The 15,176-nt window shown below is 47.7% G+C and carries 6 protein-coding genes and 6 tRNA genes; 2 read left to right on the plus strand and 10 right to left on the minus strand.

Annotated features, from left to right (window positions below):
- The first annotated feature begins 96 nt into the window (after positions 1-96).
- Entirely contained in the window at positions 97-1,416 is a 1,320-nt protein-coding gene (locus tag ACOMHB_RS20555; RefSeq protein WP_448218013.1) for an NAD(P)/FAD-dependent oxidoreductase, read from the plus strand.
- Between the two features lie 59 nt (positions 1,417-1,475).
- Here ACOMHB_RS20555 and ACOMHB_RS20560 read toward each other — a convergent pair.
- The 7 genes from ACOMHB_RS20560 to ACOMHB_RS20590 form a co-directional block, all read right to left on the minus strand.
- Positions 1,476-1,551, minus strand: a tRNA-Lys gene (locus ACOMHB_RS20560).
- A 57-nt stretch (positions 1,552-1,608) separates the two neighbouring features.
- A tRNA-Asn gene (locus ACOMHB_RS20565) sits at positions 1,609-1,684 on the minus strand.
- Between the two features lie 7 nt (positions 1,685-1,691).
- Positions 1,692-1,767: transfer RNA gene (locus ACOMHB_RS20570), tRNA-Lys, on the minus strand.
- Positions 1,768-1,823: 56 nt separating this feature from the next.
- A tRNA-Asn gene (locus ACOMHB_RS20575) sits at positions 1,824-1,899 on the minus strand.
- A gap of 6 nt (positions 1,900-1,905) precedes the next feature.
- A tRNA-Lys gene (locus ACOMHB_RS20580) sits at positions 1,906-1,981 on the minus strand.
- A gap of 67 nt (positions 1,982-2,048) precedes the next feature.
- A tRNA-Asn gene (locus ACOMHB_RS20585) sits at positions 2,049-2,124 on the minus strand.
- Positions 2,125-2,377: 253 nt separating this feature from the next.
- Positions 2,378-2,980: a peroxiredoxin gene (locus tag ACOMHB_RS20590; RefSeq protein WP_422134992.1), complete on the minus strand. Its 603-nt coding sequence runs from the start codon at positions 2,978-2,980 to the stop codon at positions 2,378-2,380.
- Between the two features lie 509 nt (positions 2,981-3,489).
- Between ACOMHB_RS20590 and bfr the strand changes: the two genes are divergently transcribed.
- Positions 3,490-3,963 carry a bacterioferritin gene (gene bfr / locus ACOMHB_RS20595; RefSeq protein ID WP_448218014.1) on the plus strand — a complete coding sequence of 158 codons (474 nt, stop codon included), beginning with the start codon at positions 3,490-3,492 and terminating at the stop codon, positions 3,961-3,963.
- Between the two features lie 41 nt (positions 3,964-4,004).
- Here bfr and grxD read toward each other — a convergent pair whose 3' ends face one another.
- From grxD to ACOMHB_RS20610, 3 genes are all read right to left on the minus strand, one after another.
- The gene (gene grxD / locus ACOMHB_RS20600; RefSeq protein ID WP_422134994.1) at positions 4,005-4,337 is read right to left on the minus strand and encodes a Grx4 family monothiol glutaredoxin; all 333 of its coding nucleotides are present in this window, start codon (positions 4,335-4,337) and stop codon (positions 4,005-4,007) included.
- Positions 4,338-4,633: 296 nt separating this feature from the next.
- On the minus strand, positions 4,634-9,604 hold the full coding sequence (locus ACOMHB_RS20605) for a hypothetical protein (protein ID WP_448218015.1): 4,971 nt from the start codon (positions 9,602-9,604) through the stop codon (positions 4,634-4,636).
- Positions 9,605-9,982: 378 nt separating this feature from the next.
- Positions 9,983-14,989, minus strand: a complete 5,007-nt coding sequence (locus ACOMHB_RS20610) for a hypothetical protein (protein WP_448218016.1) — start codon at positions 14,987-14,989, stop codon at positions 9,983-9,985.
- Positions 14,990-15,176: the final 187 nt, after the last annotated feature.

A 15,176-nucleotide genomic window follows, 5' to 3' on the forward strand; every position in this document is an offset into this window, starting at 1 on the left:
ATCAGTTTTCCGCTCTTTCTAACCATAAAGCCAAGAAGAGAGCTGGGGATTTCAGACTGATTCAAAACACTCCTTTATAAAAATAGAGAGAATGAAGTGACTGACCAGCTGCATAAAATAGTAATTGTTGGAGGAGGTGCCGGAGGGCTCGGATTAGCCACCAAACTGGGAAAAAAACTGGGCAAGAAGAAGAAAGCCCGAATTACCCTGGTGGATGTTCGAAAAACGCATTTCTGGAAACCCCTTTTGCATGAAGTGGCCGCAGGCTCCCTGAATGCTTTTGAAGATGAGCTGAGCTATTTGGCTCAGGCCAAATGGAATCATTTCCACTTTCTACCCGGAAGAATGTGCGGTCTGGACCGGGATAATAAAACCATTACCCTCGCTCCTATTAACGACGAAGCCGGACAAGAGGTCGTTCCCGAGCGCAGCTTGGAGTACGATGACCTGATCATCTGTTTGGGCAGCACCGCCAACGACTTTAATACACCAGGTGCAGTGGATCACTGCCTGTTTCTGGACAACCGGGAACAAGCAGAAAGAGTACATACAACGCTTCTGAATCATTACCTTCATGCCCAGGCTTCCCATGAGAAATCACCTGAGTTAAACATCGCCATCATTGGTGCCGGAGCGACAGGTGTGGAACTGGCAGCAGAACTTCACTACGCAGCCATAGAACTCGCCCGATATGGCCTGGACGCGATTCAGCCAAACAAAGTAAACATCACTGTCATAGAAGGCAGCGAACGAATACTGCCTGCCCTGCCCGTTCGTATCAGCAGCAGTGTTCACAAACAGCTGCAGAAAATGGGGATTGTTATACAAACCCATCAGCTGGTCAGTGAAATTACTGACAAAGGCCTGAATACAAAAAGCGGTGACTTTATCAACTCCGATCTCAGTATCTGGGCCGCAGGCATCAAAGCGCCAGCATTCTTGAAAGACATCGCCGGCCTTGAAACCAATCGAATTAACCAGCTAGTGGTCAGACCCACCCTGCAATCTACATTGGATGATCACATTTACGCACTGGGTGACTGCGCCAGCTGCACACTGACAAACAGTAACGGCGAACCGTTCACTATACCTCCAAGAGCCCAGGCTGCTCACCAGCAGGCTGAGTTGCTGACCAAGAGCCTGACAGGAAAAGTTCTGGAGGGTCAGGCACCTTTAACCTTTACCTACAAAGACTACGGTTCTCTGATCTCTCTGAGTCGTTTCAGTGCCGTAGGTAATTTGATGGGAGCCATCACAGGCGGCGATATGATGGTGGAAGGCAGGATGGCCAAGATGTTTTATATCAGCCTCTACCGAATGCATCAGGTAGCGCTGTTTGGACGATTGAGGACTGGAGCCCTGATTATCAAAGACTTTATCGGGAAAACGACACGCCCCCATCTAAAGCTGCATTGATTTATTTTTAGCATGCAAAAAACAAAAAGCCGGTTCTTTGAACCGGCTTTTTGTTGATTTGGTGGGTCGTGTAGGATTCGAACCTACGACCAATTGGTTAAAAGCCAACTGCTCTACCAACTGAGCTAACGACCCTTGATGCTTAATGAACACGCAGTTCAGGAAACAAACTCTTGCTTGAGAGTGAGAATATGGCTCCCCGAGCTGGACTCGAACCAGCGACCCAATGATTAACAGTCATTTGCTCTACCAACTGAGCTATCGGGGAATAAAAGTGGTGGGTCGTGTAGGATTCGAACCTACGACCAATTGGTTAAAAGCCAACTGCTCTACCAACTGAGCTAACGACCCACTGAACTTTCTGAATACGCAATCCAGAAAGCTAACCCTTGCTAAGGAGTTTAAAATGGCTCCCCGAGCTGGACTCGAACCAGCGACCCAATGATTAACAGTCATTTGCTCTACCAGCTGAGCTATCGGGGAAGAAATTGGTGGGTCGTGTAGGATTCGAACCTACGACCAATTGGTTAAAAGCCAACTGCTCTACCAACTGAGCTAACGACCCAAGCCGTCTATTAAACACGCAGTTCAATAAACATTCAACTCTTCAATCAAAAGTGATTAGAAAGAGCTGGCTCCCCGAGCTGGACTCGAACCAGCGACCCAATGATTAACAGTCATTTGCTCTACCAACTGAGCTATCGGGGAATCGTTGTTGACGATGCTTTGCGTCATCACCTAACGGCAGCGAATATTAATGAGATTTCCGGCTGAGTCAAGTCCTTCTCCTCAGCTTTGTTCAAAAAGTTTCTGAAAAAAAGCACTGGAAATAACTTGCTGATCTATAAAACAGGAACCGAACGCCCGTAAGTTCTGGGCCTGCTCTCTAATACGCACAACAAAAAAAAAAAGCCGCCCGCAGGCGACTTTCTTTTCAATCATCAAATGACGAAGTCTGTAATTACAGGCCTTCAGCACTCTCAGACAGGTACTTGGCAACACCCGCAGGGGACGCGTCCATACCCTTATCACCTTTGCTCCAGCCAGCCGGGCAAACTTCACCGTGCTCTTCGTGGAATTGCAGAGCGTCAACCAGACGGACCAGCTCATCCATGTTACGACCCAGAGGCAGATCGTTAACGATCTGTGAGCGCACAACACCGTCCTTATCAATGAGGAAAGCACCACGGAAAGCGACACCGCCCTCAGACTCAACGTCGTAGGCTTTACAAATGTCGTGAGCCATGTCAGCGGCCAGAGTGTACTTAACAGGACCGATGCCACCTTCACTGACAGGCGTATTACGCCACGCGTTGTGAGTGAAGTGAGAGTCAATGGAAACACCGATAACTTCAACGTTGCGCTCTTTGAACGCATCGATGCGGTGATCCAGAGCGATCAGCTCGGATGGACAAACGAAAGTGAAGTCCAGTGGGTAGAAGAACAGAATACCGAACTTGCCACGAATCGCCTCGGACAGGGTAAACTCTTCAACAATCTCGCCATTGCCCAGGACGGCAGGAACAGTAAAGTCAGGAGCTTTCTTGCCAACCAGTACGCCCATGAATTTAATCTCCAAGGTTAAGTATGTATCACTGCGATCATGCAATCGTTGCAGTCATCGCAATCATTGAAGCGACATCATGATACACCTGATAACGGCCTTAGCCTATAAACCCCTGCACAAATATCTATAAATTTTCTCTTTCAAATGATAGATAAAATCTATCAAAGTCGACTAATCCATTTATTTCGGTGATCCGCTCATCCCATGCGATGGAAAATATACCCCTCTGAGACTTGATAGCGACCACAACCGATAACGCTAATAAGAAATATTCTCATTGTTTTTCAGACAGTTATCTTTGACAGAAGCCGATGAGGCTCCATACTTCCTGTGCCTGTAGTTTTTTGGAGAGAAGTATTCTACAGCTCCTGGAAATAGTTCCTGGAAATAGTTCCTGGAAATAGTTCCTGGAAATAGTTCCTGGAAATAGTTCCTGGAAAAAGTCCCTGGAAATAGTTAATGGAATGAAAGCCCCCTTTAATTCATGACTGTATGGAGCCCCTGTTATGCAAGGCGAAAAAGGTGTTCTGGATCATCTGAATCAAGTACTTATGAATGAACTGACTGCCATTAATCAGTACTTTCTACACGCACGAATGCTAAAGAACTGGGGAGTCAACAAACTCGGCCAGTATATATATAAGGAATCCATTGACGAGATGTGGCATGCCGACTGGTTGATTGAGCGAATTCTTTTTCTGGAAGGCATGCCTGACTTCAAATACATGCAAAAGCCGATCATTGCCGCAGACGTTAAAGGCATTCTGGAAGCTGACCTGCAACAGGAGTTGAAGGCGATTCCACCTCTGAAGGATGCCATCAATGTCTGTGAAAAGGTGGGTGATTACGGCTCACGCCAGTTACTGGAAAAAATTCTGGCTGCGGAAGAAGAGCATATGGATAGTCTGGAAGTCCATCTGTACCGTATCAAAACCATGGGAATGGAAAATTATCTGCTCTCTCAGAGTGAGGAAGACTAGGCGGGAGGATTCTGTCCTCCCCACCTTGAAGAAGGCTGAAATTATTCAGCACCTTCCTCTTTGCCGACAGCAGCCTTGATCATCTTCTGAAGGTCGCCGCTGTTGTACATCTCGATCAAAATGTCGCTGCCACCCACCAGCTCCCCCTTAATCCAGAGCTGCGGGAAGGTTGGCCAGTTGGCGTATTTTGGCAGGTTGGCACGAATTTCCGGGTTAGCCAGAATGTCTACGAATGCGAACTGCTCGCCACAAGCCATCAGAACCTGCACAGCTTTGGAGGAAAATCCGCACTGAGGCAGCTTGGGAGAACCTTTCATATAGAGCAGAATGTCATGTGTTTCAATCTGCTCTTTAATTTGATCCATGATATCCATGAAATCACCTCATCACCGAAATGGAATCAACGGCTTTTCAAATAAGCTGTTGGAACTGGGGCTCTGCATTCTAAAGAAAATACCTGACTTACACCATTGGTTATACCGAAATCCGGTCAGATAATGACTGCCCAACCACTGCATGACCTACGGATTCAACCTTTCAGTATTCGCCTGAGCTCCTCAATTTCAGCCTCGTCAGCAAAATCTGTGGCGCATTTCTGTGTCGAAAGTGCTGGCAACCTCTTTCCAAGAAAGCTTTCTGGCCCAGTTTGCCAGAACGACACAAATCTTTTTTAGAAAATACTCCCACACCCATCAAGCAACTCCAGTTCCTGACAACTCTGATAAACATCAGGATCAACATCGGATAATAAAGGGTCTTGCTTTTTTAAACGCTCTATTTTGCTGCATGCCCGTTGCCTCCATACTTCCAGTATGTGGGTAGCGCTATCGATTTTGGCTTTTTTAAGGAGGGTCACTGTATGCATAAGCTCTATTTCATTCTCGTACTCCTCCAGTAAATTCAGTATTTCGGTGCCAAAAATTTCTGTCTGGTTCAGCTTTAACCATAAACTGGCAAAGGCCTGCTTTTCTCGTTTGTCGTCCAGAATAGCCAGAATATGAACAGGTAGCGGATTAAAGGAGGCTGCTTCAACAGCACCGTTTGCTCCCGGCTCTCCGTTTGCGGTCAGTCTGGCTTTGCGTCTTTGGATGTATACCGGGTCATCCGAATTTAAACGCCTTTGCCATTGGTCTGCTGTCACATAATAGTGTTCAGACGTCTCGGTGATTTTCAAAACAGTCCTGAACTGTTCCTCTGACCAGTTGCTGATTACCATTTTTTCATCCTGTATTTCCAGCTGTGGCATTGGAAAGCGGTAGTTTTGAACTCCGTCTCCTGGCAGTTCAACCTCAAGCCATTGCCCTTTGACGGTGAAAAACATCTCATTGAGGTTCTGCATCAACACAGCAATATAGCTCAGGGCTAACTGTTCTCCTGATGGGATAAGTCCAGTGACAGGTATCTCAACATGGTTATTGTCGGTTGTTCGCATCCCGGACAGAAAGTGATCGGGAATATCGTTATCCCAGGGTAGCAGACTATGGGTTTTGAGCAGCGCTTCGAACAGTATCTGGATGCCTTCTTTGGTAATGTCATGGGTTGTTAGTTGCAGGCAGGCTTCAAGCAGCTTGCTTAACCAATGGGTAGAATGCTCTTTGCTGAGTTTTTGCAAGGCGCTCAACGAGGGAAACAGATTGAATACAGCCCGGGCATGGCTGGTATCCAGAAAACGCAGCTGATCATCTTTTGTTAAGGGTTGCAGAATTTCCAGATAGAGCCCTTGCATATATTCGAGTTTCAGCACCGCCGACAATGGTTGCAACCGGGCTGAGTACTGCTCCCATAGTCCTTTATCCGGCAATGACTTCAGCCGCTTGGCAAAAAAGACAAAACGCTCCCTGTCTTCATCGGAAGAACACAGGAACATTGCTCTGTTTAACACGCGCAAAGGCACGGCTTTCATTGAATGACGCCACAAAAAATGCTTATCCAGTTGATTAGCCTGAAGGTAACGTTTGACGCTTTTCCCTCCAGAAGAAGATAAAAGTCCTATCAATGATTCCAGCATCAGAACCGTTTTTGTCTCTTTATGGTATTGGCAGAACTGTTTTAAAACTGTCCATGTTAGCGACCAGTCTGGCTTAGGGGTGGAAAGATAAAGAGCGACTGTTTTTATCTGGCGACTGCATTTGTCCTCTTCATCATCTGAGTCGCTATTGTATTCGTCATCTCCTTCATTATCCGGGTTGCTGTGTTCTCCGGTAAGTTCTGTAAGCAGTAACTGTTTCAGTTGTGTTTCCCAGTGTTGCAGCATCTTGATAGCAGGCAACCCTTCTGATACCAGGAGCCTGAGCATTATTTGCAGTAGCCTGTGATTGAGCGCCCCTCGGCAACCTATCCAGTCCAGCACTTTTTTCACAGGCTCATGTTTGGGCAAGCCTTGGCCGTGATTCATAGAGGAGAAAACGCGGAGCAGCTTCATATTGAGTTCGCCACCCTTGTGTTTCCATTCAGGCCAGCCGAGCACCTCCTTCACGCTCTCATGTTTGAGCATACCTCTTCTATTGTTCATGGATGAAAAGGCGCGGAACAGTTCCATATTGAACTCGCCATCCTTGTGTTTCCATTCAGGCCAACCCAACATCTCTTTCACTTGCTCATGTTTGAGCATGCCTTTACCACTGTTCATGGATGAGAAGGAACGGAACAGATCCATAATGAACTCGCCATCCTTGTCTTTCCATTCAGACCAGGCCAACACCGCTTTCACTTCCTTTTGTTTGAGCATGCCTTTGCCACTATTCATGGATGAGAAGGCGCGGAACAGCTCCATACTGAACTCGCCAAACTTGTCTTTCCATTCCAGCCAGCCCAGCACCTCTTTCACTTCCTCGTGTTTAATCAATCCCTTGCTGCTATTCATGGACGAGAAGGCGCGCAACAGCTCAATGTTGAACTCGCCATACTTGTCTTTCCATTCCGGCCAGCCCAGCACCTCTTTCACTTCCTGTTGTTTTAGGATGCCTTTGCCATGATTCATAGATGAGAAGGCGCGGAACAGCTCCATACTGAACTCGCCATCCTTGTCCTTCCATTCCGGCCAGCCCATCACCTCTTTCACTTCTTTTTTTTTGAGCACGCCTTTACCATTGTTCATGGATGAGAAGGCGCGGAACAGCTCCATACTGAACTCGCCATCCTTGTCCTTCCATTCAGGCCAGCCCAGCACCTCTTTCACTTGCTCATGTTTGAGCATGCCTTTGCGATTGTTCATTGACGAGAAGGATCGGAACAACTTCGTATTAAACTCGCCATCCCTGTCTTTCCATTCCGGCCAGTTCAGCACCTCTTTCACTTCCTCTTGTTTGAGCATGCCTTTGCCACTGTTCATGGATGAGAAGGAGCGGAACAGCTCCATACTGAACTCGCCATCCTCATCTTTCCATTCCGGCCAACCCAGCACCTCTTTCACTTGCTCATGTTTGAGCATGCCTTTGCCATGATTCATAGACGAGAAGGAGCGGAACAGCTCAATGCTTAACTCGCCATCCTTGTCTTTCCATTCCGGCCAGCCCAGCACCTCTTTGACTTCCTCATGTTTAATCATGCCCTTGCTGCTATTCATAGACGAGAAGGCGCGGAACAGCTCCATACTGAACTCGCCATCCTTGTCCTTCCATTCTGGCCAGCCCAGCACCTCCTTGACTTCCTCATGTTTAATCATGCCCTTGCTGCTATTCATAGATGAGAAGGAGCGGAACAGCTCCATACTGAACTCGCCATCCTTGTCCTTCCATGCCGACCAGCCCAACACCGCTTTCACTTCCTTTTGTTTGAGCATGCCTTTGCCACTATTCATGGATGAAAAGGCGCGGAACAGCTCCATACTGAACTCGCCAAACTTGTCCTTCCATTCCGGCCAGCCCAGCACCTTTTTCACTTCCTTTTTTTTGAGCACGCCTTTACCATTGTTCATGGATGAGAAGGCGCGGAACAGCTCCATACTGAACTCGCCATCGTTGTCTTTCCATTCCGGCCAGCCCAACATCGCTTTCACTTCCTCTTGTTTGAGCATGCCTTTACCACTGTTCATGGATGAGAAGGCGCGGAATAGCTCAATACTGAACTCGCCAACCTTGTCTTTCCATTCCGACCAGGCCAGCACTTCTTTCACTTCTTCATGTTTAATCATGCCTTTACCGCTGTTCATGGATGAGAAGGCGCGGAACAGTTCCATACTGAACTCGCCATCCTTGTCTTTCCACTCCGGCCAGCCCAACACCTCTTTCACTTGCTCATGTTTGAGGATGCCTTTGGCATGATTCATAGACGAGAAGGATCGGAACAACTTCGTATTAAACTCACCATCCCTGTCTTTCCATTCTGGCCAGCCCAGTATTGCTTTCACTTGTTCATGTGTGGGCACGCCTTTGCCATTATTCATGGACGAGAAAGAAGTCACTACATCTGAACTCGCTAAATATTCGAGTTCATCCTGGCTACGCTCTGCAAAACTACGGATATGTTTTTTGCTATTATCCAGCATGCCGGTCAACATGCCTGTATTTTTGAAGTTTTCAGAAAGGTACCCAAAAAAGGCGGCGGCATTATCGAAGAAACCATTAAAAGAATCTCTATCTACGAAACCAAGCAGCTTATAAAAAGTGTTTTTTACAGTGATGTTTTTTTTCTTGAATATCACCATCAGGGTTTGCACTTTTTTCAGCTCTTCCTGACTTAATTCGTACTTGATATTTGCTTTTATTTTTTCTAACGGATCATCGGGAATTTGAGTGTCTGGCAGTTTCTTTTTTTTGGCCGCTGGTTCAGCAACAGCTGTTGAATTATTTCTTTTTCTACCCGGGCCTTTCTTTTTTTTCGGAGCGGGCTCTGGTGAATTCGATTCTGCTTCTTCCCGGATTCGTCTTACCCTTTTGTTACCTTGAATGCCCGACAGGCACTTGTCGCACAACAACGCTGAAGCTGCTGTCTGATTTGCTACATGTCCTAACTCCTGCGGATTCAATGCCTTGTCACACTTCGAACAAGCTACATGCGAATGTCCGGCATCCTGCCCAGCTGAGGGTTTCAGTGGGTCATCGCCTCCACGACCATTGGCGCCTGTCGAAGCGGTTCCCCTGATACGGGCGGCAGATCCGCTTGTCTGGCCGGTCTGAACTATTGTCGCGGTCGGTGATGCTTTGGTCGTTCGGGAGGATGAATTCTTTTTCCCGTTACCCGTCTGTCGGCCAGAATATTTGCCAGAAACCATCTCACGGTAAACTCTGAGTTCCTGATCATTCTCTGCCAGCCATGTCTGAACCAGCCCCGGTTGAATCGTGCCAGGGTCTGACCTTCCCAGATCAAGAAGATCGGCTTCAATCACCATGATCCGGTCTGACAAAATCCGGGCCAGCGTGGTTTGGCCTGTCATAATGGCCCATAGTCGTTTGATTTGTAATATTATAAGCAGTTGCTTTTTTTGCTGCAGACAAGCTTGGACAGGATCAGGAATAGCGCTGAGGTCGTCATTCCCGCGAAGGCGGGAATCCAGCGCCAACGGTGGATCCCTGCCTTCTCGGGGATGACAAGGCCAGGGGGGCACCGGGCAGTATGGTTCTGGTGGTGAGTCAGTGTGGATTCCCGCCTTCGCGGGAATGACGAGAATGAAGCCGGGAATGACGGGAATGACGGGAGTCAACTCGTGACACCCTCGAAGAGGATCGGGCTGTTCAGGTTCAGCCAACTTATTGGAATACAGGAAATGAACTGGTAGCGGGCTTGAGCCGACTAATTCCAATGCCTGCAGCGAGTCCCCAAACAACATCGTCACTAGCACAAGCAGTGATTGGACCATCGAGCAGGCAGCTTTTTTTTGTTGTGAGCGTCTCATAGATCCCGGCTAATAAAATCAGCTTCTGTGAATCCATTCGCTAGTGGAAAAATTCGCACGTCATCCGGCTTAGGCCTGATGATTCACGTTTGCGCTAGATTTTATAGCACCGCACTGGCGAGCTTTCCATAAATGGAGTTGGCAGACAGTTTTTTTTAGAAGCCTTATCAGACGACACAAGTCTTTTTAGAAAATACTCCCGCATTCATCAAGCAACTCCAGTTCCTGACAACCCTGATAAACATCAGGATCAACATCGGATAATAAAGGGTCTTGCTTTTTTAACTGTTCTATTTTCCTGCACGCCCTTTGCCGCCATTCTTCCAGTATGTGAGTAGCGCTATCGATTCTGGCTTTTTTAAGGAGGGTCACTGTATGCATAAGCTCCATTTCACTCTCGTACTCCTCCAGTAAATTCAGTATTTCGCTGCCAAAGATTTCTGTCTGATTGAGCTTTAACCATAAACTGCCGAACACCTGTTTTTGTGGTTCCAATTCATTCTCTGGCTGATAGGCTTCAGCTTGCCTGGATTGAACGTTATCCAGTTTCTGCCATTGATCTGCGGTCAAATAATAGTGTTCAGATATCCTGGTGATTTTCAAAACAGTCCTGAACTGCTCCTCTGACCAGTTGCTGATGGCCATTTTTTCATCCTGTATTTCCAGCTGTGGCATTGGGTAGCGATAGGTCTGAACATCATCACCCGATACTTCAACCTCAAGCCACTGACCTTTGACGGTAAAAGACATCTCATTAAGGTTCTGCATCAACACAGAGATATAGCTCAGGGCCAACTGTTCTCCTGATTGGATAAGTCCGGAGACAGGTATCTCAACATGGTTATTGTCGGTTGTTCGCATCCCGAACAGAAAGTGATCGGGAATAGCGTTATCCCAGGGTAGCAGACTATGGGTTTTGAGCAGCGCTTCGAACAGTATCTGGATGCCTTCTTTGGTAATGTCTTGGGTTCTTAGTTGCAGGCAGGCTTCAAGCAGCTTGCTTAACCAATGGGTAGAATGCTCTTTGCTGAGTTTTTGCAAGGCGCTCAACGAGGGAAACAGATTGAATACAGCCCGGGCATGGCTGGTATCCAGAAAACGCAGCTGATCATCTTTTGTTAAGGGTTGCAGAATTTCCAGATAGAGCCCTTGCATATATTCGAGTTTCAGCACCGCCGACAAGGGTTGCAACAGGGCTGAGTATTGCTCCCATAGTCTTTTATCCGGCAATGACTTCAGCCGCTTGACAAAAAAGACAAAACGCTCCCTGTCTTCATCGGAAGAAAACAGAAACATTGCTCTATTTAACACCCGCAAAGGCACCGCTTTCATTGAATGACGCCACAAAAAATGCTGATCCTGTTGATTAGCCTGAAGGTAGCGCTCGACACTTTTCCCTCCAGAAGAAGATAAAAGTCCTATCAATGATTCCAGCATCAGAGCTGTTTTAGTCTCTTTATGGTATCGGCAGAACTGTTTTAAAACTGTCCATTTTAGCGACCAGTCTGGCTTAGGGGTGGAAAGATAAAGAGCGACTGTTTTTATCTGGCGATTGTATTTGTATTCTGCATCATCCAGGTTGCGATTGTATTTATCACCTCCTTCATTATCCGGGTTGCTATGTTCTCCGGTAAGTTCTGTAAGCAGTAACTGTTTCAGTTCTTTTTCCCAGTGTTGCAGCATCTTGATAGCAGGTAGCCCTGCTGATACCCAAAGCCTGGACATGATTTGCAGTAGCCTGTGATTGGGTGCCCCCCGGCAACCTACCCCCCGGCAACCTATCCAGTCCAGCACTTTTTTCACAGGCTCATGTTTGGGCAAGCCTTGGCCGTTATTCATGCACGAGAAAACACGGAACAGCTTCATATTGAGCTCGCCCCCCTTACGTTTCCATTCAGACCAGCTGAGCAACTCTTTCACTTTCTCATGTTTGAGCATACCTCTGCCATTATTCATGGATGAAAAGGCACGGAACAGCTCCATACTGAACTCGCCATCCTTGTCTTTCCATTCTGGCCAACCCAACACCTCTTTCACTTCCTCATGTTTGAGCATCCCTTTCCTACTATTCATGGACGAGAATGCGCGGCACAGCTCAATGTTGAACTCGCCATGCTTGTCTTTCCATCCCGGCCAGCCCAGCACCTCTTTCACTTCCTCTTGTTTGAGGATGCCTTTGCCATGATTCATAGATGAGAAGGCGCGGAACAGCTCCATACTGAACTCGCCATCCTTGTCTTTCCATTCCGGCCAGCCCAGCACCTCTTTCACTTCCTCTTGTTTGAGCATGCCTTTACCACTGTTCATGGATGAGAAGGCGCGGAACAGCTCCATACTGAACTCGCCATCCTTGTCTTTCCATTCCGTCCAGCTCAGCACCTCTTTCACTTCCTCATGTTTAATCATGCCCCTGCTGCTATTCATGGACGAGAAGGCGCGGAACAGCTCAATGTTGAACTCGCCATCTTTGTCTTTCCATTCCGGCCAACCCAGCACCTCTTTCACTTCCTCTTGTTTGAGGGTGCCTTTGCCATGATTCATAGATGAGAAGGAGCGGAACAGCTCCATACTGAACTCGCCATCCTTGTCTTTCCACTCCGACCAGCCCAGCTCCTCTTTCACTTGCTCATGTTTGAGCATACCTTTCCTACTATTCATGGATGAGAAAAAGCGGAACAGCTCCATACTGAACTCGCCATGCTTGTCCTTCCATTCAGGCCAACCCAACATCTCTTTCACTTCCTTTTGTTTGAGCATGCCTTTGCCACTATTCATGGATGAGAAGGAGCGGAACAGCTCCATACTGAACTCGCCATCCCTGTCTTTCCATTCCGGCCAGCCCAGCACCTCTTTCACTTGCTCATGTTTGAACATGCCTTTGCCATTGTTCATTGACGAGAAGGATCGGAACAACTTCGTATTAAACTCGCCTTCCCTGTCTTTCCATTCCGGCCAGTTCAGCACCTCTTTAACTTCCTCTTGTTTGAGCATGCCTTTGCCACTGTTCATGGATGAGAAGGAGCGGAACAGCTCCATACTGAACTCGCCATCCTCATCTTTCCATTCCGGCCAACCCAGCACCTCTTTCACTTGCTCATGTGTGAGCACGCCTTTACCATTGTTCATGGATGAGAAAGAGTGGAACAGATCAATGTTTAACTCGCCATCCCTGTCTTTCCATTCCAGCCAGCCCAGCACCTCTTTGACTTCCTCATGTTTAATCATGCCCTTGCTGCTATTCATGGACGAGAAGGCGCGGAACAGCTCCATACTGAACTCGCCAAACTTGTCCTTCCATTCCGGCCAGCCCAAGACCGCTTTCACTTCCTTTTGTTTGAGCATGCCTTTACCACTGTTCATGGATGAGAAGGCGCGGAACAGCTCCATACTGAACTCGCCAAACTTGTCCTTCCATTCCGGCCAGACCAGCACCTCTTTCACTTCCTTTTTTTTGAGCATGCCTTTACCATTGTTCATGGATGAGAAGGAGCGGAACAGCTCCATACTGAACTCGCCATCCTCGTCTTTCCATTCCAGCCAGCCCAGCACCTCATTCACTTCCTCTTGTTTGAGCATGCCTTTACCACTGTGCATGGATGTGAAGGAGCGGAACAGCTCAATGTTGAACTCGCCATGCTTGTCTTTCCATTCCGACCAGGCCAGCACCTCTTTCACTTCCTCATGTTTGAGCATGCCTTTGCCACTGTTCATGGATGAGAAGGAGCGGAACAGTTCCATACTGAACTCGCCATCCTTGTCTTTCCATTCCGGCCAGCCCAGCACCTCTTTCACTTGTTCATGTTTGGGTATGCCTTTGCCACTATTCATTGACGAGAAGGATCGGAACAACTTCGTATTAAACTCGCCATCCCTGTCTTTCCATTCTGGCCAGCCCAGTATTGCTTTCACTTGTTCATGTGTGGGCACGCCTTTGCCATTATTCATGGACGAGAAGGAACTCAATACATCCAAACTTGCTAAATATTCGAGTTCACTCAGGCTACGTTCTGCGAAACTACGGATATGTTTTTTTCTATTACCCAGCATGCCGGTCAGCATGCCTGTATTTTTGACGTTTTCAGAAAGATGCCCAAAAAAAGCGATGGCATTATCGAAGAAGCCATTAAAAGAATCTCTATCTACGAAACCAAGCAGCTTATAAAAAGTGTTTTTTACAGTGATGTTTTTTTTCTTGAATATCACCATCAGGGTTTGCACTTTTTTCAGCTCTTCCTGACTTAATTCGTACTTGATATTTGCTTTTATTTTTTCTAACGGATCACCGGGAATTTGAGTGTCTGGCAGTTTCTTTTTTTTGGCCGCTGGTTCAGCAACAGCGGTTGAATTATTTCTTTTTCTACCCGGGCCTTTCTTTTTTTTCGGAGCGGGCTCTGGTGAATTCGATTCTGCTTCTTCCCGGATTCGTCTTACCCTTTTGTTACCTTGAATGCCCGACAGGCACTTCTCGCACAACAACGCTGAAGCTGCTGTCTGATTTGCTACACGTCCTAACTCCTGCGGATTCAATGCCTTGTCACACTTCGAACAAGCTACATGCGAATGTCCGGCATCCTGCCCAGCTGAGGGTTTCAGTGGGTCATCGCCTCCACGACCATTGGCGCCTGTCGAACCGGTTCCCCTGATACGGGCGGCAGATCCGCTTGCCTGGCCGGTCTGAACTATTGTCGCGGTCGGTGATGCTTTGGTCGTTCGGGAGGATGAATTCTTTTTCCCGTTACCCGTCTGTCGGCCAGAATATTTGCCAGAAACCATCTCACGGTAAACTCTGAGTTCCTGATCATTCTCTGCCAGCCATGTCTGAACCAGCCCCGGTTGAATCGTGCCAGGGTCTGACCTTCCCAGATCAAGAAGATCGGCTTCAATCACCATGATCCGGTCTGACAAAATCCGGGCCAGCGTGGTTTGGCCTGTCATAATGGCCCATAGTCGTTTGATTTGTAATATTATAAGCAGTTGCTTTTTTTGCTGCAGACAAGTTTGGACAGGATCAGGAATAGCTCCGAGGTCGTCATTCCCGCGAAGGCGGGAATCCAGCGCCAACGGTGGATCCCTGCCTTCTCGGGGATGACAAGGCCAGGGGGGCACCGGGCAGTATGGTTCTGGTGGTGAGTCACTGTGGATTCCCGCCTTCGCGGGAATGACGAGAATGAAGCCGGGAATGACGGGAGTCAACTCGTGACACCCTCGAAGAGGATCGGGCTGTCCAGGTTCAGTCAACTTATTGGAATACAGGTAGTGAGCTGGTAGCGGGCTTGAGCCGACTAATTCCAATGCATGCAGCGAATCCCCAAACGACATCGTCACTAGCACAAGCAGTGATCGGACCATCGAGCAGGCAGCTTTTTTTTGTTGTGAGCGT

It is taken from the genome of Endozoicomonas sp. 2B-B (assembly GCF_053470045.1).